The 22,080-nt window shown below is 68.1% G+C and carries 17 protein-coding genes and 4 pseudogenes; 10 read left to right on the forward strand and 11 right to left on the reverse strand.

All coding sequences use genetic code 11. The annotated features are described in order from the left end of the window. Positions 1 to 133: 133 nt before the first annotated feature. The 3 genes from ACZ41I_RS34810 to ACZ41I_RS34820 all read right to left on the reverse strand — a co-directional run bounded on the left by ACZ41I_RS34810 (position 134) and on the right by ACZ41I_RS34820 (position 940). Positions 134 to 301, reverse strand: coding sequence for a hypothetical protein (locus ACZ41I_RS34810; RefSeq protein WP_468515915.1), 168 nt, complete (start codon positions 299 to 301; stop codon positions 134 to 136). 91 nt (positions 302 to 392) lie between these two features. Then, complete coding sequence (locus tag ACZ41I_RS34815; RefSeq protein ID WP_468515916.1) at positions 393 to 686, reverse strand: hypothetical protein; 294 nt, start codon at positions 684 to 686, stop codon at positions 393 to 395. A 59-nt stretch (positions 687 to 745) separates the two neighbouring features. Beyond that, positions 746 to 940 carry a double zinc ribbon domain-containing protein gene (locus tag ACZ41I_RS34820; protein ID WP_468515917.1) on the reverse strand — a complete coding sequence of 65 codons (195 nt, stop codon included), beginning with the start codon at positions 938 to 940 and terminating at the stop codon, positions 746 to 748. 291 nt (positions 941 to 1,231) lie between these two features. Here ACZ41I_RS34820 and ACZ41I_RS34825 point away from each other — a divergent pair, with 291 nt between their 5' ends. After that, positions 1,232 to 3,781, forward strand: coding sequence for a helicase associated domain-containing protein (locus ACZ41I_RS34825; protein WP_468515918.1), 2,550 nt, complete (start codon positions 1,232 to 1,234; stop codon positions 3,779 to 3,781). Between the two features lie 187 nt (positions 3,782 to 3,968). On the opposite strand, the gene ACZ41I_RS34830 is transcribed toward ACZ41I_RS34825, so the two are convergent. The 4 genes from ACZ41I_RS34830 to ACZ41I_RS34845 form a co-directional block, all read right to left on the reverse strand. Beyond that, the gene (locus tag ACZ41I_RS34830) at positions 3,969 to 4,907 is read right to left on the reverse strand and encodes a class I SAM-dependent methyltransferase (protein WP_468515919.1); all 939 of its coding nucleotides are present in this window, start codon (positions 4,905 to 4,907) and stop codon (positions 3,969 to 3,971) included. A 560-nt stretch (positions 4,908 to 5,467) separates the two neighbouring features. Beyond that, complete coding sequence (locus ACZ41I_RS34835; RefSeq protein WP_468515920.1) at positions 5,468 to 6,742, reverse strand: geranylgeranyl reductase family protein; 1,275 nt, start codon at positions 6,740 to 6,742, stop codon at positions 5,468 to 5,470. A gap of 217 nt (positions 6,743 to 6,959) precedes the next feature. After that, positions 6,960 to 7,934, reverse strand: coding sequence for a polyprenyl synthetase family protein (locus ACZ41I_RS34840; protein WP_468515921.1), 975 nt, complete (start codon positions 7,932 to 7,934; stop codon positions 6,960 to 6,962). Positions 7,935 to 7,950: 16 nt separating this feature from the next. Next, positions 7,951 to 8,844: a phytoene/squalene synthase family protein gene (locus ACZ41I_RS34845; protein ID WP_468515922.1), complete on the reverse strand. Its 894-nt coding sequence runs from the start codon at positions 8,842 to 8,844 to the stop codon at positions 7,951 to 7,953. Positions 8,845 to 9,181: 337 nt separating this feature from the next. Here ACZ41I_RS34845 and ACZ41I_RS34850 point away from each other — a divergent pair, with 337 nt between their 5' ends. From ACZ41I_RS34850 to ACZ41I_RS34860, 3 genes are read left to right on the forward strand one after another with little or no spacing between them, the layout of a single operon-like run. Then, positions 9,182 to 9,790, forward strand: a complete 609-nt coding sequence (locus tag ACZ41I_RS34850; RefSeq protein WP_468515923.1) for an ABC transporter ATP-binding protein — start codon at positions 9,182 to 9,184, stop codon at positions 9,788 to 9,790. After that, a complete protein-coding gene (locus tag ACZ41I_RS34855) occupies positions 9,787 to 10,653 on the forward strand; it encodes an ABC transporter permease (protein ID WP_468515924.1) in 867 nt (288 codons plus the stop codon). The genes ACZ41I_RS34850 and ACZ41I_RS34855 overlap by 4 nt, the downstream gene beginning before the upstream one ends. Positions 10,654 to 10,700: 47 nt before the next feature. Beyond that, on the forward strand, positions 10,701 to 11,639 hold the full coding sequence (locus ACZ41I_RS34860) for a class I SAM-dependent methyltransferase (RefSeq protein ID WP_468515925.1): 939 nt from the start codon (positions 10,701 to 10,703) through the stop codon (positions 11,637 to 11,639). 177 nt (positions 11,640 to 11,816) lie between these two features. Here ACZ41I_RS34860 and ACZ41I_RS34865 read toward each other — a convergent pair. After that, positions 11,817 to 12,047: pseudogene (locus ACZ41I_RS34865) on the reverse strand (hypothetical protein); the annotation flags it as partial. A 164-nt stretch (positions 12,048 to 12,211) separates the two neighbouring features. Between ACZ41I_RS34865 and ACZ41I_RS34870 the strand changes: the two are divergent. Both ACZ41I_RS34870 and ACZ41I_RS34875 read left to right on the forward strand, forming a co-directional pair. Further along, entirely contained in the window at positions 12,212 to 13,141 is a 930-nt protein-coding gene (locus ACZ41I_RS34870) for an ADP-ribosylglycohydrolase family protein (RefSeq protein WP_468515926.1), read from the forward strand. Between the two features lie 307 nt (positions 13,142 to 13,448). Then, positions 13,449 to 13,637, forward strand: a pseudogene (locus ACZ41I_RS34875) (SPOR domain-containing protein); the annotation flags it as partial. 799 nt (positions 13,638 to 14,436) lie between these two features. Here the strand turns inward: ACZ41I_RS34875 and ACZ41I_RS34880 are convergent. Then, positions 14,437 to 15,786 (reverse strand): helicase-related protein, encoded by a 1,350-nt coding sequence (locus ACZ41I_RS34880; RefSeq protein ID WP_468515927.1) that lies wholly within the window; start codon positions 15,784 to 15,786, stop codon positions 14,437 to 14,439. On the opposite strand from ACZ41I_RS34880, the pseudogene ACZ41I_RS34885 reads away from it, so the two are divergent. Then, a pseudogene (locus ACZ41I_RS34885) lies at positions 15,681 to 16,836 on the forward strand (telomere-associated protein Tap); the annotation flags it as partial. The gene ACZ41I_RS34880 and the pseudogene ACZ41I_RS34885 overlap by 106 nt on opposite strands. An 861-nt stretch (positions 16,837 to 17,697) precedes the next feature. Here ACZ41I_RS34885 and ACZ41I_RS34890 read toward each other — a convergent pair. Both ACZ41I_RS34890 and ACZ41I_RS34895 read right to left on the reverse strand, forming a co-directional pair. Next, the gene (locus ACZ41I_RS34890; protein WP_468515928.1) at positions 17,698 to 18,021 is read right to left on the reverse strand and encodes a hypothetical protein; all 324 of its coding nucleotides are present in this window, start codon (positions 18,019 to 18,021) and stop codon (positions 17,698 to 17,700) included. Continuing rightward, complete coding sequence (locus tag ACZ41I_RS34895; RefSeq protein WP_468515929.1) at positions 18,021 to 18,230, reverse strand: hypothetical protein; 210 nt, start codon at positions 18,228 to 18,230, stop codon at positions 18,021 to 18,023. The genes ACZ41I_RS34890 and ACZ41I_RS34895 overlap by 1 nt, the downstream gene beginning before the upstream one ends. 395 nt (positions 18,231 to 18,625) lie before the next feature. Between ACZ41I_RS34895 and ACZ41I_RS34900 the strand changes: the two are divergent. The 3 genes and pseudogenes from ACZ41I_RS34900 to ACZ41I_RS34910 all read left to right on the forward strand — a co-directional run. Beyond that, positions 18,626 to 19,447 (forward strand): annotated as a pseudogene (locus tag ACZ41I_RS34900) (LLM class flavin-dependent oxidoreductase); the annotation flags it as partial. Between the two features lie 614 nt (positions 19,448 to 20,061). Further along, positions 20,062 to 20,760, forward strand: coding sequence for a hypothetical protein (locus ACZ41I_RS34905; protein ID WP_468515930.1), 699 nt, complete (start codon positions 20,062 to 20,064; stop codon positions 20,758 to 20,760). 979 nt (positions 20,761 to 21,739) lie between these two features. Next, on the forward strand, positions 21,740 to 21,928 hold the full coding sequence (locus ACZ41I_RS34910) for a hypothetical protein (RefSeq protein ID WP_191878581.1): 189 nt from the start codon (positions 21,740 to 21,742) through the stop codon (positions 21,926 to 21,928). The last annotated feature ends 152 nt before the right edge of the window (positions 21,929 to 22,080 follow it).

Raw genomic sequence — 22,080 nt, forward strand, 5'->3', positions numbered from 1 at the left:
TTCCTTCGGGCTGCACCCCGGGGACTGTGGGGCCCGCTGACGCGGGCCAGGTGGGCGAAAAAAGGGGGTTGGTGGGCCTTGTGGTTCGGCGGCCGGCGGTGACGGGCTGTCACCGCAGGCCGCCGGCAAGGAGTCAGCGTCTGCGGGCCCAACCGGCACCGACTCCGGCCACATGCAAAGCCAGAGCCGTCAGCCCCAGAAGCATGACGTTCGTTGAAGTGAACGCATCGTTGGTACTGATATCAGCCGCGTTGATCAAAAACGCAAAGAAGAACAGCACTGCCGCGACTATGCCAAGCATGACGAGCTCCTTCCACAAGGGGGGTGAAGCCCGTATGCCCGGCTATCACTCCCGCAGACACCGGGAGGTTCGGGCCGTTCCCAGCGGTACGTCAGGCATGCGCATGGCGTGCCCGGGGCGCCCGCCGTGGTGCGGCATGGTGGGCGGGTTCAGCCGAGTCCGCGGGCTGGAGACGCTGGAGCCATATGGAGGATGTGAGCAGCAGGCCAGTGAAGATGGCCAGGAGGAGGGCGGATACCCACATCTGCCGGCTTCCGGGGGTCTGCCAGCCGGCCCAGGCGGTCGATGCCGTCCACACCAGGACGCCCACCGCGTAGAAGGTGCGGACCCGGCGTAGCTGCCGCACGGCCCGCAGGGACATGATGCGATCAGTCGTGGATGCCATGCCGGCCCGTGTACCCCCGTGCACGTTGTTCAGCAGACTGGCTTTTTCTGCTGTTTCGGTCACCTCTGCTCGTGCTGCTGGGTTCGTCCTTCGAAGTCGTGTCGCACTGCAGCTCCTTGGTCTTCGATCAGCCCGTCACCGTCTGGGAAGTCCAGGACGGCGCCGCAGCGGCTGCATAGTTTCCCGTCTTCGGCGGGCGTGCCGCAGGCCTTGCAGAACCGGTTGCCTTGATGGTTCTCGGTCTTCTGTTCCATGATCTCTTCCGGATGGTGGGCAGCGATGACTGCGGAGTACCCGTGGCTTCCGAGTCGATTCTCTGATGCAGCTGCTTCATTTTTTGTCTGCGATAGACTCTGGACTGAGATGGCTGCAGCGTTATGGGGGCGGGTCATCCGCTGGAGACAGCTGTCTGTGTCCCGCATCGGAGGTGTGCAGTCCGGTGTCGCGGTGGGGGCCTGAGGATCAATGCCCCTGGCACGCATGGCTGTTGGGCGCGTGTAGGTGCGTGAGGGCTGTTGTCCAGCTCGCCGGGGAGAGTGGATCGGATGACTGTGAAAGAACTTCGTCCTCATCAGCGTGAAGCCGTAGACGCGGTTCTCCGAGCACTCGAATTGCCTGCAAGATCTACTGTGCCTGAGCGGGGGCTGCGGACTCAGGTGGTCATGGCGACCGGCTCGGGCAAGACCCTCGTCGCCGTGCGCAGCGCGGGGGAGCTGCAGGCGGGTCGAGTGCTGGTGCTCGTGCCGTCGCTGGACCTGCTCGCGCAGACCGAGGCCGCCTGGCGCGAGGGCGGGCGTACGGGGCCCATGATCGGAGTCTCGTCCCTCCGGGGGCCTGAGGCGTCCTTCCCGAACACCACGGACGTGGACGAGCTGGTCGCCTGGGTCCGCCCGCTCGACAAGGTCACCGTGTTCGCCACCTACGCCTCCCTCGGGCTCGGCACACTCGAGCGAGCCCATACCGCGGGACTGCCGGGATGGGACCTGATCGTCGTGGACGAAGCCCACCGGACTTCCGGGCGGATCGGGAAACCGTGGGCGGTCGTCCACGACAACACCCGCATCCCCGCCCTCCGCCGCCTGTACATGACCGCCACCCCGAGGTTGTGGCAGTTGGACGACGACGCCGACCAGGGCGTGCCGGGCGAGCTGGTGGCGAGCATGGAAGACGACCCACAGGGGCCGTTCGGGGCCCGCTGCTACACGCTGACGCTGTCGGAGGCGATCGACCGGGGGATCTGCGCGCCGTACCAGGTCGTGTGCCTGGACATCACCGACACCCACCTCCAGGCCGCCCAGCTCCTGGGCGCTGAAGCGCGCTCGGACGAGGTCCGCGGGGCCCGGCTCGCCCCGCTCCAGACGGCGCTGCTCAAGGCGTCGGCGGAGGAGAACTTCCGGCGCACGCTGGTCTTCCACCACGTCGTCAAGGAAGCCGAGGCGTTCGCGGCCGGCCTCCCCCACGTCGCCGGCCGGCTGCACGCCGCCGACCCCGAGCTGTACCCGAAGACGATCTGGGCCAACTGGCTGTGCGGCGAGCACAAGCCGGGCCATCGGCGGCGGGTCCTCGGGGAGTTCGCGGCCGGGATCGCCACGGACGGCACGGTCGTGGAGAAGGGCTTCCTGGGATCGGTGCGGGTGCTCGGCGAGGGCGTCGACATCCGCAACTGTGACAGCGTCTACTGGGCGGACGTGCGCGGTTCCATGCCGGATCTGGTCCAGGCGGTGGGCCGGGCGCTGCGGATGCAGCCCGGTGAGGGAAAGGTCGCCTCCCTCGTGGTGCCGGTCCTGCTCGGGCCCGGGGAGACGGTCGACAGCATGCTGACCTCGCGGGCCTTCGGCGGCCTGGCCAAGCTGCTGGAAGCGCTCAGGGCACACGACACCCGGGGCGTGGAAGCTCTGGCGCAGCCCCAGGCGCCAAGCCGTGCCAGAGGCGTACAGAGCCGCAGCAGGGCGGAAGAGGAGGGAGCAGGAAGCGACCGAAGCGACCGACTCTCGGTGCCCGCCCGGGAACTACTGAAGTTCTCCATCCCCCGCGACCCCACGCAGCTGGCCGCCTTCATCAACCTCCGCGTGCTCAACCCCGAACACGCCCACTGGCGACGCGGCATCGAAGCCGCAGTCATCTACAACCGGCTCCACGGCGTCCTGCGCGTGCCCTTCACCTACCGCGTTCCCACCGCGGGCAGCGACAACCAGGAGCAAGAGGCGAAGAACGGCGAGGGGTGGCCGGCCACGCTCGCCGGTTTCCCGCTTGGGCAGTGGATCGCCGACGCCAGGAGGTTCTACGCCCGTGGCGACATGGACGCCGACCGCATCGCGCAGCTGGAGAAGCTTGGCATGGTGTGGTCACACTACGACGTCGCATGGGAAGAAGGACTCGCCGCCGCCCGAGGCTGGGCCGAGGCGAACGGGCACCTGCTCGCCCCGCTGGACGCCACCCACCAGGGCTTCAAGGTGGGCATCTGGCTGAAGAACACCAGGGTCGCCGCCCGCAAGGCGCAGGAGATCGAGCAGCGGCGTGCCCAAGGTGTGCCGGTCGGCTCGGCGGCCGGCGCGCTGTCACAGGAGCGGCGCGAGCAGCTCGAGGACATCGACCCCGCCTGGTGCCCCACCTGGCCCGTGGAATGGCAACGCTGCTTCCACCTCGTCCGGCAGCATCTCCAGGCCGGCGGCCAGCTGCCCACGTCGCCGGGCATGGTCGTGCACCAAGGCGAAGACCTCGGACGGTGGGTAGGGGCACAGCGGCTCGGCTGGGACAAGCTCACCACCGTGCAGCAGTGGATGCTGGAGCACATCCTCGGGATCAAGCCCGCCACCGAGGACGAGAAACCGAAGCCACGACGCAGCCAGGCCGACAAATGGGCCCTCAACTACACGGCCGCCCGGCAGTACTACCAACGCGAAGGACACCTACGCGTACCGCGCAAGCACGTCGAGACGATCGTCGTCGGCGACGGAAAGGACTGTAGCGGCCAGGACCAGGAGGAATGGCAGATCCGGCTTGGTGCATTTATCGGCAACCAACGCAGCAGAGCCGCCACGCTGTCGCCAGAGCGAGTAGAACAGCTCTCCGCCATCGGCATGCGCTGGACCTAACGGCGTCGGGGGGACGCATCGGTCTTCGGTGCAGCCCGCCCTCGTGTCCGGCTCCGTGTGGTGCACGACCGTAGTGTTCCGACTACGAGCTGCCTCGGCCAGCGGCGGGATCACCGTGAGGTAATCGGTGCAGGGGGCTGGATCACCGCCGCGCTGCCTCTTCGGCGGTACGTTCGCTTGACGCGAGTCAGAGCCAGGCTCCGACCTTGGCCGAAAGGCCCGAGCCTGCGTTGATGAGGACAGTGGGCATGCGGCGCGTCGGTAGTTTGGCGGCTGTGAGGGTGAGCCGGTACAGGTGCAGGTATTCGCCTTGGAAGAAGCGGACGCCCATATCCAGGTAGCGCTCGTGGTTCTGGACCGTTTCTTCGCCGACCAGAGCGACCGCCGCAGACCGTTGACGGAGCAGGCGCGCGTGCCATTCCTCGCATGTGCGCTGGAAGTGGCTCCCGTCGGAACGCAGTGCCGCCACATTGAACAAGCCTTCCGAAGCGTGCATGACCTCCGAAAGGAACGGGAGGTTCGTCTGGGGAAACATCCGAGCAATGAAGCCGCCGTCGCTGAAGAATCTTCTGTCCATCGGCACGCTGGGGCCCCAAGCGGCGAACTGTAGGGACAGGCGGCCGCCGGGGTTCAGCCAGGAGTGGCAGCGGCGCAGGAATTGGCGGTAGGCGCGCACCTTCGCTGTCCGGGGCCGGCTTGGTCTGGCGAAGTGTTCGAGGACTCCGAAGCAGATGATTGCGTCGTAGGTGTGGTCAGGGCTGTGTTTCTGCCAGCTCTCCTGGCGGACTTCGATCTGCGGGTGGTGAGGCGATCGTGCCCAGGCGATCTGTGCAGGGCACACGTTGAGGCCGACGGCATGCTGCACGCCGTGGTGCTCGACAAGGCGGCGCAGGGCGCTTCCCCAGCCGCAACCGATGTCCAGCACTCGGGTACTTCCAGCAGCCTGGGCTTGTGCAACGTGGTAGTCGATCTTCCGTTGCTGGGCGGTCTCCAGTGAGTCGCCGTCTTCCCATAGGGCGCAGCTGTAGGTGAGCGCCGAGTCAAGCCAGAGTCCAAAGAACTCGTTGGATTGGTCGTAGTGATGCTGTAGTGCTGCTGGGGTGGCGCCTTTGTACCCGGTAAACATGTGCGTCTTCCTTGAAATATCGCGGGCCCTTAGTAGGGAGGCATCTCCCCACGAAGGAGCGTTGGTCGGGGGCACGCTACTGAGACGACGCTGGGTGGTTGGGGCCGCTGAGACGAAGCAGAGTGGGCGACGGCTGCCCGTACGTCTTAGCTTCGGGGCGGTGGAGCCGCAGCCCAATGCGGGTGACATGCTCGTCCACAACAGCGGCATGAGGCATAGATCCAACTTGGCCTGGCGGCCTTGCCCCTGACCATCACCTACACGAGTGCCAAAGGGGCGCACCGGTGCAGTGGCAAGCGTCTCAGGGACAGGGACGCGCCTCGCGTCCTTTCCGGAACCGCTTTCGTGACATCGAGGATGATTTTGGGGCAGCCAGACTCGCATTCCAGCGTGTCTCCACGAGCGTGCACTGAGCTGACCCGGATCGCCGTCCCCACACGGCAACAGGCTGCTGGTGCAGGGTAAGGAGGCCGCGCAGTTGTGCGCCGGCATGTTCGCTGGGTCGTACGGGCCTCCGGCACGCTGCACGGGCACTGCCCCAGGCAGGGCCCGGAAGGCGTTCACGGGGCCGGGGTGGCTTTGAGTACGGCGCTGATGATGCGGTCGCTGGCGTCTTTGCTGTGCGGGTCGATGAGGTTGCCCCACAGTTTGAACATCAGGTGGGCAAGCGCTGGGTGGCGCAGGCTGTGGGTGGTGGTGAACTTCATGAGGTGGGGGCTGCCGAGGGCCTGGACGACCAGGCGGCCCAGGGTGAAGTAGCCGCCGAAGGCGTCTTTGAGAAGGTGCGGGTAGGCGTGCAGGGCGCGTTCGCGCTGGCTGGCTGTGGGTCGGGCGAGAGCTTGGATGATGACTTCGGCGCTGAAGCGGCCGGATTCCATGGCGTAGTCGATGCCTTCGCCGCTGAGCGGGTTGATCAGGCCTGCGGCATCACCGGCCAGGAGTACGCCGCGGGTGTACTGCGGCGTGCGGCTCATGCCGCCGGGCAGGGCGTGGCCGCGGATGGCGGTGGTGGCGTGATCTGCGTCGATCTGCAGCTCTTTCGGCAGCCGGCTGGTCCAGTCCTGGAGCAGTGCGCGGTGGTCGATGTCGAGGCGCCGGTTGACGCAGACCGTGCCGATCCCGACGTTCCACATGCTGTTGCCCACTGGGAAGAGCCATCCATACCCGTACAGCATGGAACGGCGACCGGACGAGGCGGGATCCCGCAGGTCAAGCCAGCATTCGATGTAGTCGTCGCTCGTGCGGTCGGTGGTGTAGTAGCGGCGCACCGCGACGCCCATGGTGCGGTCTTTTCGCTGCTGTAGTCCCATCCGCACGGCCACCCTGCTGGAGGCGCCATCTGCTGCAACCACCAGTTGCGCCCCGTACCTGTGTTCCACGCCGTTGCGCCGGGCGACGACGCCCCGGGCGTGGCCGGTGCGCTCATCCAGCAGGACGTCGGTGACCTTGGTGCCCTGCTGCAGGCGGGCGCCGGCCGCCTGCGCCCGTTCGGCTACGAGGGGGTCGAAATCCTTCCGGGTGCGCACCAGCCCGAAGCTGGGGTACCCGATGGTGTCGGGCCAGTCCATTTCGATCCGCAGACCTGCGCCGCAGGCGCGTACCCCGCGGCTGCGTACCCAACCGGGTCCGTGCAGGTCGACGCCCATGGCGAGGAGCTCTTTGACGGCTCGCGGGGTGAGTGCGTCACCGCAGACCTTGTCCCGCGGGAAGTGCGCCTTCTCCAGCAGTAACACGTCCAGGCCTGCTCGGGCCAGGTAGTAGGCCGTGGTGGAGCCGGCTGGGCCTGCTCCCACCACGATGACGTCAGCGGTCTCCTCGGTGCGGATGGAACTCATCGTCATTTCCTGTTCTCAAGGGGCCCTTGAGACGGGCGGCGTGCTGGTCTGTGATGGCTGAGGCGGGGAGCGTGTGGGGAGTGCGCAACGATCAGCGCGCGCTGTTCGTCCAGGTGGAGGCTGCGAAGTCGATCTGCGCTTCGGCCGGCGGGACGAGGTGGTCGTTGTCGCGGCAGCGCAGGCCTCGATCCGCAGACCGCTCGGGCTATGAGGGAGGCTATTGGTGGCGGTCGACGATGGAGTCGGCGAGCTGGCCGAGTCGCTCGGTGGACGGCAGGCCGTCAAGGGCCGCGCGTGCCTGGGTGACGCAGTCTTGTGCCTGCCGTGTTGCCTCGGCGATGGCGCCGGTCCGCGTGAGCACGTCGAGCAGGTCGCGGTGGGCTCTGGCGGGGTCGGTGTCGCCGTGAAAGACCCGGGTGAGCAGGCGGCGGTCGTGGTCGTCTGCGGACTCGTAGGCGAGCAGGACGGGCAGGGTCGGCTGCCGGTTCGCGACGTCGCTGATGGCGTGCTTGCCGGTGATCCGTTCGTGGGCGGTGTAGGGCAGCAGGTCGTCTCGGATCTGGAAGGCCGTGCCGAGGAGTTCGCCGTACTGGCGCAAGGCTTCGGCTTGTCCGGGTGTCGCCGCAGCCAGGATCGCGCCGGCCTGGCAGGCGGCGCCGGTGAGGGCGGCGGTCTTGCCGCGGATCACCTTCAGCACGGCTGATCGGCCGCAGGAGAGGTCCTCACGGATCGTGGTCTCGTGCATACTGGCGCGGCACATGGCGTGCATCGCTTCGGCGACTGCCTGGGACGCTTGAAGGACGCGGTCGGCGGGGCTGCCATGGAGCATGGCGACCCATCCGGCTGTGTACAGGCCGTCTCCGGCCAGCAGTGCCTCGGCGATGCCGAAGCGCTCAGCGGTGGAGGCCCGTCCGCGGCGCATCGGGTCCTGGTCGACGATGTCGTCGTGGACGAGGCTGGCCACGTGCAGGCATTCGATTCCGGCTGCGAAGGAGAGCACCGACTCGGTACGGCCGCCGACCGCCCGTGCCGATTCGATGCACAACGTGGGCCGCAGGAGCTTGCCGGTGGGGAACAGGGCATCCAGACATGCCAGCTCCAGCAGATCTTCACCACTGCCCACGAGACGGGCGAGTTCGGCTTCGATGAGCGGGATCAGCGTGAGGGGCGACGGGGAGGCGGTGGCAGCCATGCAGGGCCTTTCGGGTCTAGCAGGGGATGGCAGCACGCCACTGGTTCTGCCACACCTCGACCAGCGCAGAGATGGGCGGGCGCACGGGATGGTGCAGCAGTTCGGCGCCCGCAGCGCGCACGAGGTCGACGAGGAGCGTGCAATGGCGGCTCATGGCGCGGGCCCAGGAACCGGCCGGACTGTCCTCCAAGGCAGCGACCAGCTCAGGGAGCCGGCGCTGGACGCGATCGGCCTCGAACGCGATGAGCGCGGCTGTGGCAGGCGTCCAGCGTCTGGCCAGGAAGTCCGGAACACGTACGCCGAACCGATCGAAATCTTCCGCCGGCAGCCACAGCCGCCCCTCCGCCAGGTCATCGGCCAGATCGCACAGCACGTCGGTCAGCTGGTACAACTCGCCGAGCTCACGCACCAAGGGCTCCCATGGACCGAGAGTGCCGGAATGCAAGACCAACATCAGCACGACGGCCGGAGTACCGGAGATGCCTGTGGCCCATCGCTGCCAGTCCTCATAGGTGGCGTGCTGGGCCATACCGATCTCGCTGCGCATGACGGCGAAACCGTGTTCCAGCAGGGACCTGGGCAGGCCGAAGGTGCGGTAGGTGTGTGCCGTCGCGTGCAGGACCGGGTCTGTACTGCCTGACTCGAGCGCCGCGAAACTGGCCTGGCAGTACTCATCCAGGCGACGCAGCCGCTCCTCGACAGGCCCGGTATCGCAGTGCGCATCGACCGTACACCCGTGAGCGAACAGCGCCGCGGCATACGGCCGCAGCGCCGCAGGAGCCGGCCGCAGCGCCCACCAGCCGGCACGCCCGTCATCGCAGGTGTGGAGCTGCCGGACGCACACCGTGTAGCACTGCCGCAGGACCGGATCGTGGATACCTGCCGCGTCCAGCCACCGCCGTACCAGCATCACAGGTTCCTCCCAGCCACTCGTCTTTGTCCGCACACAGGGGTGGGCTGCTGCCCGATGGCTGCGACGCTGCGCTCGGGAAGACAGCTCCGGTCGTGGAGCGCCAGCAGGGTCAACGGGTCGAGAAGTCCGCGTCTGGATACCGGCTGTTGATGGGCACGGCCGCGGGGAAGTCGATCACGCGGCCAACCTATGAGCCCCGGGCCCGGCACTGTCGCGGCGTCGTGCGTAAACCCACCCAATGAATGACAGGCGCGAACCCCTCACTGACGGGCAGTGACCTGCAGCTATCCGAAGCAGTTGTGGCTTTGGCATCGCTTCGGCACGGGAGGGCGCCTTGGAAGTGAGAAACGTGTACCACGCCTACGGCCGCCGTACCGTCCTGCGCGGCATCAACTTCGAGCTGCCCCCGGGAACCGTAGCCGGGATCGTCGGGGAGAACGGAGCGGGCAAGTCGACCCTGCTGAGGATTCTCGCGGGTGAACTGTCTCCAGGTCGCGGCACGGTCCACCACGACGGAGGGTTCGGATACTGCCCGCAGGCCGCTGTCCTCAATGACGCACTCACGGTCCGTCAGCATCTGAACTACTTCAAAGTCGCCTACGGCCTCAGCGACCTGCGACGAGCCGAAGAACTCATGGAGGCCCTCCAGTTCAGCGAGTACTCCGACGAACGGGCCGGTGTCCTCAGCGGCGGAACCCGGCAGAAGGTGAACCTCACCCTGGCGCTGATGCACGACCCACAGACTCTCCTTCTCGACGAGCCCTACCAGGGTTTCGACTGGGATACCTACCAGCGGTTCTGGGATCTGACCGCCCGGCTACGCGAAGCCGGCCGCGGGATCCTGGTCGTCTCCCACCTCGCCTACGACGCCGAACGTCTCGACGTGCTCTGGCGCCTGGAGGACGGGCTTTTGGCCGACCGGGCCAGGGAGAACACCGCATGAGCACTCCCCTGAGCCTGCGCCGCCACCGCACCCTCTTTCTCACCGCAGCCCACTACGCCCTGATCGAGCACCTGCGCAACCGCTTGGCCATGGTCCTCATCGCCGTATTCATCCCCCTCTGGGCCACGCTGGCGTTCTGGTGCATCCCCGAGACCCTGACGCGGTTCCGGCTTCATGCAACCGGGCAGCTGCTCACTCCGCACGGCAATCAGCTGAGCGGCATCACGGGGGCTCTCAACGCCGTGACCTTGATCATCGGCTTCATGATGTTCGCGGTCTCCTTCAACGGCGGTCCCTTCGACCGCCGCCTGGCCCTGGCCGGCTATCCCCGAACCCACCTCGTCCTTGCCAAACTGACCTCCCTGGTGCTGGCCTCTGCTGTGGTGGCCGCCTATGCGACCGTTGCCACCTGCGCCTTTTGGACCCCCGAGCAACCCGCCCTGCTCGCCGCTGCTCTCTTCGGGGCCGGCATCACCTACGGCGCCCTGGGCGTCGCCTTCGGCTCGCTCCTGCGGCGAGAGGTCGAGGGGATGTTCGCCATCGTGATGACCAGCATCATCGACCTCGCCCTGCAAAATCCGCTCTGGAGCGTCAATCCCGACGGCAGCATCGTGCGCTATCTGCCGTCCTACGGCGCGATGCAGGCCGCCACGGGCGCCAGCTTTTCCACGACCCCACTGCCCGCCTACCTCCTTGTTCAGGGCGGATGGTTCGCCAGCAGCGCGGCCGTGGGTCTCCTCTCCTTCCACTCTCGCACCCACAGCCCCATCCGCCGCGACAACTGCTTCCACTCCTTCGGCCTCACTGGCCACAAGGTCGTCCGGGGCTCCACAGCACAGCGCCAGCCCCAGCCCCCCTCCTGAGACTCCTCCGCTCCGTGACAACCCTCGGCACACCAAGGAAGGCGCACATGCCCATCAGGAACGCAGGAGCTACCGCAGCGGCACTGCGGCACCACTACGACCTGCCCGACCGGTTCTTCGAGCTTTGGCTCGGCCCGACACTCACCTACAGCTGCGCTCTGTGGGAAGACGGCGACTCATTGGAAACCGCTCAGCAACGGAAGATCGACTATCTCATCGCGCAATCCCGGGCCGCCGGACGTACCCGGGTGCTGGACGTCGGTTGCGGTTGGGGAAGCGTCCTACGCCGTCTCGTCGAGCATCACGGAGTTCAACATGCCGTCGGCCTCACGCCCAGCCCCGCACAAGTCGCCAGGGCACGATCGCCCCACCACCCGCAGATCGAGGTCCGCCAGGAGAGCTGGCAGACCCACGCACCTGCCCAGTCCTACGACGCGATCATCAGCGCAGGAGCCATCGAACACTTCGTCAGACCAGGACTGCCGCGTTGGGCAAAGGTACGCGCATACCGCCACTTCCTGCGCCAGTGCCACACCTGGCTGACCCCAGGCGGCCGTCTGGCCCTGCAGTTCATGGCTTGGGGCCCCAGTCTCCCGATGGACAGAAGGCTATTGAGCGACGGGAGTCATATCGCTCACCTGTTCCCGCAGTCGAACATGCCGTTCCTGTCGGAGATCACGGAAGCCGCGGAACGCTTGTTCAACGTGGAAGCACTGCGCTCTGATGGGCACCACTATCAGCGCACGTGCACGGAATGGCACACGCGTCTGCAACGTCAGCGCTCAGCGGCGGTCGCGCTGGTCGGCGAGAAAACGGTCAAGGCCTACGACCGCTTCCTGGACGCATCCGCCTGGGGCTTCGAAAACGAATACGTCCGCCTGTACCGCTTGACTCTCACAGCCACCGCCCAGCCGACGCGCCGCATCCCCAAAATCCTGCACAACGCAGGCTGCGGCCTGTGGATCAAAGCCGGAGCCCGGCTCTGACCTTCCAACCGCGCGGCGGGCGCGAAAGCCATCCCCGTCTGACGCCGAAGCCGGAGACGACGTCCTCGCCTTGTTTACGAGAATTCTCGTGAACAGAGCCAGTGCACGATGATCGGTGCGCTGGTCACCCTCCCAGCGTGTCCTTTACGGAATGGCGGGGCGAGTCGGCAGGGGCGGTCAGGGAGTGTCACCGCCCCAGTCCCAGCGGGTCGGGTCGCCGGGGCGCGGGTCGTACAGCGCCCGCCCGTCGGGGCCGAACTGTCCCAGCTCGGTCTGGAGGGAGACGCCGGTGTCGACTTCCGTCTGCGTCCAGCCGGTGATGTCGAGCAGCAGGCCGTCCAGTGGCCCGCCGACCAGCTCGGCGTAGTGCCGGTCTGGCCGCGGGCCCGGGTGGTCGTAGTCGGCGCCTTCTCTGAACTACGAGATGAGGCCGACAACCGAGGATCGGTCGTCGGCCCCTTCAGAGCTCTGGGTTCCGACACGTCGCTTGTGCGGGCGGCGATCTGGTTCGGCGAGCCGAAGAAGGAAATAGGGCCGTCCGGCCGTCGGCGCAACCCAGATAACCTGCGCGAATGAAGCGGATTCAGCGGGCTGCTGGCGCGGTCGTCGGCTCGGCGGTGGGGGACGCTCTGGGTGGCCCCTTCGAGTTCGGTCTCCAAGGAGCGTTCTCCGCGCGGTTTCCCGCGCCTGGTGCTGGTGGCGAGATGTGCGGAGGCGGCGGCTGGGACCCCGGCGAGGCCACTGACGACACGCAGATGGCCGTCCTGGTCGCGGAGTCGCTGCTGGAGCGGGGTGGACTGGATCTGCCGGACATTTTCGCCCGCTTCCAGCGGTGGGCAGCATCAGACCCGAAGGACATCGGCTTGCAAACCGAAGACGTCCTGACCAACGGCATGCCCTGGGACCTCGCCGCCGCGATCCATTTCCAGGTCAACCAGCGAGCAGCGGGAAACGGCTCGTTGATGCGGGCATCGACCTCCGCGGTGTACTTCGCGGCCGCCGGCCAAGAAGCCACCATGGACGCGGCCCGCCGCATCGCTGCCCTCACTCACGGGGACCGCGCGGCCTGGGAAGGCACCGCGATCTTCCACGAACTCATCCGCGTCACGTTCGAGGACACCGACCCCCTCACCGCGATCCCGGACACCCTGGCTCTTGTCCACCCCGACCACCGCGGCCGCTACGCCACCGTCCTCGCGCCCGACTGGCACCCTGATCAGGCAACCGAGTTCAACGGTGCGGTCTGGCCCTGCCTGGGCTCCGCCGTCTGGGCCGTACGCACTACCACCAGCTTCGAAGACGCGATTCGCGCGGCAATCGACCTGGGCGGTGACACGGACACCGTCGCCGCAGTGACCGGCGGCCTCGCGGGGGCGTATTACGGGCTGGATGCAATCCCCGCCCGCTGGACCCAGCCGCTCCATGTCCCCCTCCCAGGCTTCGACGGACGAGTGCTGAACCTGACAGACCTGCTCCACCTTGCACACCGCCTCGGAGGCTGAACCGGGCGCTGCTCCGCGACGGCACTCTCCACGAACTCCAGCCCTCAGCAGCAGTCACCTGACCAGTGGCTCCGCAAGGAGGACGACTCGATCGGCTTCGACAACGAATCCGAGCACTGGATGACCATGGGCACCCTCCGGATGCATCAGCACCGGCTTGCCCAACCCCCGCCCGATCTCCCGTACTACTACCGCTTCACCTCAAGTGGTGCCGAGTCCGCCCGCGTCGCTCTCGCTGCCGCCGACAAGGGGGGCGCTACCTCTGCACGCCTCCGCCCTGCCGATGGCCTGGGGAGTTGAGGCTGAGATGCACGGCACCGGCAACGAGGGCAGCGAAGCAGTCGTCCCCTGGTTAGTGATCCGCCAGGACGATAACGGAAACCGCTACTGGGTCGGCAGGTACGCCACCCGGGACGAAGCCCAGAAGGTCAGCGACAGCCTCGACACCCACGGCCATCGGCAGCTCTACTGGGTGGAGCGCCTGTCGGGTCGAGGTAACACAGGTCCCACCGCCGACAGCCCTGACTCTGGGCGGGACATCGTCCGGGGCCACGCCTCGGGCGTCCGTGATCCTGCGAAGGATCGCACGGCGGCGCCCACACCCGAGTACGTCACACGTGAAACCTCGTCACGGGCCGGCTCACGCACCGGCTTACGCGCCCTGGGCCAGGCGTTGGCGATCTCGTGGATGAGTCGAGCTCTTGCTGGGTGGGCGGTGCCCTGCGGCGGCCTGCTACGGGTCACCACGGGGGCAGTGCCGACCGGACATGTGGTTGTCCCGTCGGGGACGGCGTGCGCCCAGCCCGGCCGGGCCCGAGTGCCAGCAACGCTTCCCGACCAGAAGCCCTCAGCTGGCAGCACACCGGATACGTACTCAGTTCGGGTGAGTCCCGTCGGATCCAGAGGTCTTGTGAAGCCCCACGCGCGATCATGCACTTGCATTGTGTCGGCATGCGGAACACGCGCGAGGTGCGGTCCGTACCTTGTTGGCCCACAAGGGGAATGGTCGGACCGGCCGGGACCACGAACCGAGGAGACAGGTGCAGGCTCGACGCCCTCCACAGCAGTGGCCCTTGGGACACAGCCACACTCTGTTGACGGATCTGGGCGGCCTGGATCACCCAACGGGCGCTCCGTGCGAGTGCAGCAGCTCTGATGTGCCGTCACTGACACCCACCCACCGACACCAAACCGGCACATCGCATCCAGGCGGGCGCGGGGTTTTCAGCCCTGCAGGGCGGCCAGGCCGAGGCGGCGGGAGCGGGAGACGGCCGGGTCGCGGGGGCCGAAGGAGATCAGGTCCATCGCCTGGGCGATGCGTTCGGGGTGGACGGTGAAGTCGAAGTGCCAGCGCCGCGCGATGACGTCGCTCGTCTCCTTGGGCAGGCGGTTGGCCTTGTCGGGGAGGCGTTCGAGGATGCGGTGGTGTGGCTGGCCGGCGCGCAGGCGATCGCCCACACCGGCTCATACGCGGTGCCGAGGATGTTCTCGCCGTCCGTGCCGGGCGGGATGTACACGGGAACGACCAGGGAGGCGGTCTTGCCGGAGACGTCCAGGCGCAGGGCGCGGCCTAGGGCCTGGACGCAGCGGATGACGCTGCGGGTGGGGTCGGCGAAGACGACGGCGTCGACGCTGGGGATGTCGACGCCTTCGGCGATCAGGCGGGAGTTGGCGAGGATCGCGAAGTCGGCGGCGGCAAAGGCGGCGAAGATGTCGGCGCGCTGGGCGGGGGTGTGCTCACCGTGGGCGAAGAACAGCTCCGGGTCGATGCCGGGGACGAGGCCGGGGTCGGTCCGGGCCAGCAGGCGCAGGGTATGCGGGAGTTCGCGGGCGAAGCGGCGGGCGTCGGAGACGAGGTTGAAGTAGACCAGGACCTTCTTCAGGCCGTGTTCGGTCATGGCGCGCAGGACGGCCAGGTGCAGGGCGGTGGTGCGCAGCGCACCGTCGTCTGTCGCCTCCTGCGCGGCGGTGCCCGTGGGCGTGGCGCCGGGGGCGGGCAGGTTCAGGCGGCGGCGCAGGTCGGTGTCGGTGAGCGTGGGCACCACGATCCGGTAGTCCGCCGCCCGTCCGTCCGCCACGGCCCTCGCGAGGGGGTATTCGACGACCTTCTTCCCGTACACGGCCTCGTTGTCCATGGAGTGGGCGAACGCGTCCACCTCCTCGCCCTGCGGGCGCCTTCGGTGCGGGCGGGTCAGGCCGGCGGACTCCGCCAGCTCGGGCGCGGCGAAGATCCGGGGCGTGGCGGTCATGTAGAGGCGGCGGTCCGCGTAGATGCGCTGGGCGTCGTTGACGATCGCCCACTTCTTGTCGGCCCGGCCGGCGATCCGGTGCGCTTCGTCCATGACAGCCAGGTCGAACGGCAGGACCGCGCACCCCGTCTTCTGGGTTTCCTCGATCTTGTTCAGGGAGTCGTAGGTGCAGATCACCGTCAAAGCCGGGACCTGATCCTCTGCCTCCCCCACCACCGACATCAGCCCGCCCAGCGCATGCGCGTCGGTGGTCGACATGACGCGGGCGGCCACCAGATCGTCGCGGCCGGCCACGCCCATCGAGGACACGATCACCATGTGCTCGCCGTGGCCGTCCCCGCGCCAGGCCAGCGCGGTCTGCGCTGCCAGGTCAAGGGTGGGCACCACGAACAGCACCAGCCGCGCCCGAGTCCGTCCGCGACGCGGATGGACACCAGCGTCTTCCCGGTCCCGGCGGTGTGTACGCGCACGGCCCGCTGCTCGTCCTCGACGCCGACGCCGACCGGAATGTGACCGGCTACGGCGTCGGCGGTCTCGTCCTGGACGTACCCGCCAAGTCCCTGCCCGCCCTGATCGAATGGACGCTTACCGAGGCACAGCCCGGGGCGGAGAAGCTGCACGGTTCGGGCAAGGACGCCGAAGCGCTGCTGGTGCTCACCGAGGCCGCGTGCGAGCGCTACGGTCTGCCCGCCGCGCTGACGCACGAGGAGCGCTCGTCGGGCGGCTGGCGGAGGGGCACAAGGTCATCAAGCAGCTTCAGCGTGCCGACTGGCAGCTCACCAAGCGGGGGCTGGGGCCGTGGGCGCGGATCTACCGTCCCACCCAGGGGGCCGCCGGCAGTGCGTGCAGCTATGCATCCCGTCCTGGCACGCCCTGGACGGTCGCGCGTGGGGTCATGCCGCGCAGCTGGAGCCGGCGGAGCTGGCCCGGGTGCTGGGCGTCTACGCGACGCGGGTGATGACCCCGGTCGGCTCTGCGGCCGTCACCGGGCTGCAGCTGATGACCGCACTCAACCCGCCGACCCGCGCCAGCCAGCCGGACGCCGACGGCCGGCGCCACTGCGAGCACCGCCCCCGCTCGCTGGGCACCGAACCAATGGACCCGGCCCCGTGCAAGGCGACCGACGGACACCCCGTCCTCGCGCACCTGCCCCGCTTCCACGTACGCGGCCCCGACGAGAAGCTGTTCGAAGAGGCCTACGACCGGGCACGCGACCTCACCGACGCCGAGTGCATGAAGCGCCACCTGGTCGGCCTGGATGTGAACCTGTCGTTCGCCGCAGGCGCCAACGGCGCCGTCGCCGGCCTCGCGTCGCCGACGGCCCACGTCACCAACCCGGTCTTCGATGCGGCGCTGCCCGGCTCCTGGCTGGTCGACCTCTCCCACATCGATCCCTCCCAAGTGAAGGTCGGCAAGCAATGGCGCGACCTCGACGGGGAAAATCTGATCGCCGACGGGGTGATTCCTGCTGTAACCGAAACGACCGCTGACGACAGTCTTGACTACGTGATCGGTGATCTTCTCGCTGACCCTGCCTGGCACAGCCAGCGCAGTCCCGCTCCCGAGCTGTACCAGCTCATCGGGTTCGACCTGATGACGGAAGACCGCGTCCGCGTGTACCTGGAAATTGCGTACTCTCCGCGTACGATCGGTGTTGATTTGGCTGTTGTCGATGAGGAAACGGGCAGGCCTCGTTCGACGGGCTGGTGGGCCTCGACCAAGCTCAACGCCATCCTCACCCCTGACGGGCCGACCACTCTCGCTGGACACCTGGTGCCGGACGCACAGGATCCGAACTGTGACGCCGTCTACGACCTCACTCATTGGGCGTAGCACGCTGCCCGCCGCGCAGGCAGGTCGGCTCGCCGGTTCCTGCTCGCTGTGGCCGGGCGGCATGCTGACCAGGGTGCACGGTGGCGAGGACCTAATCCTCGACGGTCATGGTGTCCATGGGGCAAGAATGGGCGAACCGGTCCCGACCACTGCCCGGACGCCGTGATCACATCACCCGTTCAGCTCCGTATGCGCATGCCGTCGACGGGCACCCGCCGGGCTGGGTGCCGCAGCCGATCCCCGAGTCCGGCCGCGGCACCCACCACCACCTTCGAGACATGCCGGGCCTGGAACGGACATGACCGGCTCGTTCCCCCGAGAAACGGGGGTGGCGGCTCTTACTTACCTGCATGCTGACACCAGGGCGGACGGGGAGCAGGTGGAAGGTCGGGAGGGGACCGTTTCCGGATGCCTCGGTCCCAGACCACGGCGTCAACTACGCGCCACACCGGGCCAGAGCCGCACGTCATGCGCTCAAACTGGCGCGGAGGCCATCGAACACGTCAGACCCGATGTCGCGCGCTCCCGCACAATGTCGTCCACTCCCGGCCAGGTGCACTCGTGGCCGGCCGCCCGGCCGCGATGCGAGCCGAGCTCCTGCAGGCGGTGCGCCCGCTGGTCGTCCTCGCGCACCGGGTGCACTGGGTCGGCATCGACCTGTTCGGCGTAGCGGTCCGCACGGGCGCGGGAGTTGGCGGCCACCTTGGTGAACGCGCCCTGGAGATGGCCCAGCCACCCGGCCGTCAGATCAAGGGCATCGACATCCGCGCGGGACTCCCCCAACACCCGCAGCGCCATCAGGTCGATCGCCTCCTATCAGCCGGCCTCCGGACCTGGTCGCCGTGCTCGCGGTCGGCGGCCGGGGACGCGAGCAACTGCTCGGGCATCGCCGCCTGCTGGTGCGCGACAACCCCGTACACCCCGCCCCTTGCGGCGGTGACGGCGGTGCGCAGCCTCTCGCGGACCACCGCGCCGGCGAGGACGGCCCGCTCGTACTGCAACGGCACGCGAGGTATCGCCCACTCCCCCGGATCCAGGACCCGGGGCGCGGCCGGTGTGCCCGGGTCGGCCGGGAGCTGCCGGTCGGTGTCCGGGACGGTGGCCGGCGGACGCTGAAGTCACCGTAATCTCGGTGGACGGCCAGTCCAGAACGGTCGCCACCGGCCCGACACCCCACGAGCTCCGTCAGCAACGCCGTGTGGCGGCCGGAACACTGCCACCCGCTACGCCGACCGGCGTCAGCACCAGTCCTCCATGGGACGCAGTGACGAGGATGTGGGGGCAACCTGAGTACGTGCGCGTGCGACGGTGCGTATGAGCCTCAATCCCCCTCCGGCGGCTGTGATGCGGTAGTCGCATGCTCCCCGACCACGTGCTGTCTGTAAGCACGTGAAGGGGCCCCACGCTACGGACGAGTTTTGGTACCACCGTCGAACCGGTGGCCGACCGTTCACCCCGACCCCTGACGGCCTCTTCTCGCTGGCCACGATGCACGCGCTCACCCTGGACCACCTCTCCGGCGGACGGATGATGCTCGGGCTGGGCCTGTCCGGACCAAAGGTCGTGGAAGGGTGGTACGGCCGCCCGTTCCCCAAGTCGCCGCTGACCGCGACCCGGGAATACGTGGACGTCGAACGGCAGGTGCTGCGGCGCGAGGCGCCGGCGCAGGCCCAGGGGCACTTCCACCCGCTGCCCTACCGGGGCCCGGACGGCACAGGGCTCGGCAAGCCGCTGAAGCCGATCACCCATCCGCTACGGCCCGGCCTCCCCGTCCTGCTCGGCGCCGAAGGACCGAAGAACGTGGCGCAGACACTCCGGATCGCCGACGGCTGGCTGCCGCTGCACTGGCCGCCGAGCCGGCCCGAGGCGTACGGGGACATCGTGCGCAAGGTGCCGGAAGGGTTCATGGAGGCTCCGCTGGCCCAGGTGAAGGTGTACGACGACGTGGCCGAGGGGCTGCTGCCCGTGAAGGGCCATGCACGGGTTCTACATCGGCGGGACGGGCCACGCCTCCCGCAACTTCCACGCCGACCTCATGGCGCGCACGGGATACGAGGAAGAGACGCGACGGACCCAGAAGCTGTTCCCCGCGGGGCGGCGAAAGAAGGCAGTACTGCCCGTACCGCCCCGCCTTACCCGACCCGCCCTCCAGTGCCTGGCCCGCCTGGTCCCACCAGCCGAAATGCGCCCCCACCGGATGCCGGATACCCGCCGGCAGCCGCTCGACCGCCGCCCGCAGCACCGGATACGTCTCCGTGCCCGCATCCCGCAGTATCTGCCGTGCATCACGCACCGGCCGTGCCGGGGAGACCACTGTCATCCCGATCGCCTCCCCAAAGAGTGGGCCACATCCTCACACCTCCATCGGCATCCCGCGATCGGCCGTGCCCGCGGCGCTCACCTTCCACTTGACGCCGTCCCAACCATCCGCAGCAAACCCAGGCCAGGGGCGTGACGGAGGCACAGAGCGCACCCCACAGCCATGCCCTCCACCCACGCGCTGCCATATGCACAACACACCCCGCGGAGAGACGATTCTGCGCACTGTGCCCAGGACGGGATCGATGCTTCCGAGCATGGAGGGCCATCCACGCCGTCCCGGTCCCGCTGAACCGCTCCAGCGCGCGCTCGCATCCCACGGCTTTCAGCACGGCTGTTTGAGCTGAGCCAGGGCTCGGAGGCAGCGAGTTGCGACTTGGCCCCACCAGGCGATGCCGGGGTAGGCGGTTTGGTCAGGTCGGCCGGGTCCCCGAATCTGAAACATCGAAGCCTGGAGAACTGGGGCTGGTGTAGCCACGTCGTGTCGCTCAGGAGGCGGCGGACCTGGTAGATGGCCGTGTGACCGTCGTCGAGACCATTGAGCACCTCGGTGCCCCGCTGCACCGCGTTCGGATCGAGCGGAATTCACAGGAATTCGCACTGATCCCCGGTGGTGCACTGACACTCGGATTCGACCTGGAAGCCTGGCAGCCGACGCCCGAGCAGGTTACCGACTACGCGGAGAGTCTGGCTCAGAGCTTCGGCCATGGACCCGATCTTCGGGCCCACCTCGCGCAGGTGCTCAGCCCACGCCGGAGCGTCATCCTGGCGACGGTGCTCATGGCCGTGGAGGACGAGAACCTGACCGAGCCGCCTACCGACGTGCCAGCTGCCCTCGCGGCTCGTGGCCTGCGGATGCCGAGTTCCGACGAATGGGAGCACGCCTGTGGAGCAGGCGCGGACACACTGTTCCGGTGGGGCAACGACTGCCCACTCGACCGCATCCCGTACGGGGACCACACCGGCCCTCAGCAGCAGCTGAGCGCCTTTGGCCTGCGCATCGCCTACGACACCTACCGCGCGGAGCTCACCAGCGACGTCACCGCGGTCCACGGCGGAGACGGCGGCGAGTCGGTGTGCGGGGGTTACGGCCGCATGCTGGCGTGGCTTCCCCTGGCCACCGCCAACCGCAACCCTGCTATGGCCGAGTTCGTCTACGGACCGGATGGTGAAGACCTTTGCGAGGACTTCTCCACACGGCCTGTGCTCACGCTCTGATCCTGCGGCACTGCTACCGAACACTGAGTGCTAAGCGGCGCCTCGTCGGAGGATCGGCGTGATTGAGTCACGGATGTACTTGGGGTCCTCGTCCGCGTCGAAGATCATGATGCAGGCCGCGTGCGGTGCGAAGACGACGATCTTCTCTGGATTCTCCGCCTGCGCCTCGGCGGTGGCGCGTACCCAGTTGAGGGCTTCGTGGTAGCTGAAGTGTGTGCCCTGCTAGTGCGGTGCGCTGGAGTCCGCGGGCGCGCTGCTGCTCGGTAGTGCGTTTGGTCATGGACGAGTCCTCTCGGCACCGGGTCCTCGCCCCCACACGGCAACCCCGGCTCGACGGATCCTCAAGGTGCTCGTCAAGCGGTCCGTTGATCCCGGAAGACCTTCCACCAGTGTTCCGGCCAGTGTGGCTGTCCGGATGCGGTGTGGGCGTCGGCAAAGCCCAGGGCGTCAGCCCTGCGGGCAGGATACCGGCTCGGCCGTCGGCTCTCCCCTCAGCTGTTGAAAAGCGAGCGTGACGGGGGCCGCAACCAGGGGTGTGAGGCGTGGAAGGCGCCAAGGTTCATCGATGGACGGGCGTGGCCGGAGTGGGGCCGCACACATGCCTTGCGCCGCAGGTCCGGCACCGGCGCTCAACTCGCGCTGGTAACAGGCATGCGATAACGGCCAGTTAGTGATGGCGCAGCTGGTGCCTGCTAGGGCATGGTGGGAGCGAGCGGCGCGATTCTGCGCCGTACGAACCCGTCAGGGGGATGCGCCCGCAGGAGGTGATGGACATGACCGCTATGTCCCACCTGTGGATCAACTGCTACGACTCCGGAATTTAGCCGGGGCCAATCGCAGGGGCATTTCTGCGCGGAGTCGGCAGTACGGACCCTGCCGCGCCTGTCCGATCCCCTCTCCGACCGGACGCACTCCACCGTTGGTACCTGGCTCTCCGGAAGTTGTCCCGACAGCTCTGGCCTGCCATCGGAGGACTCCCATGACGACGGTTCCTGCTCTCCTCGCGCAACTCGCCACTGGAACGCCCGGCCTCCTGCTCGCGGTGGTCGTGGTGCTTGCGGCGACGTTCCTGGTCGCTCTCGCCATAGCCGTACGCGGAACGCCACCCGAGGAACGCGCGGCAGTCCTACGCGCCTTCGCGCAGACGCTGCCCGTACGCCGCAGATAACCGCGCCCTGTGGGGGCGCATCGCGCGGTGTGCCCCCACAAGGGCTCCACCGGCAGCGGCTACCGCCTGGCGCGCACCGAGACCGTCAGCCCGGCCGTCCGGACAGTGCAACGGCGGCAGACCCGGGCATCAGGTCAACTCCTTCGTGAGCC

This window comes from Streptomyces sp. NPDC030799 (assembly GCF_055572255.1).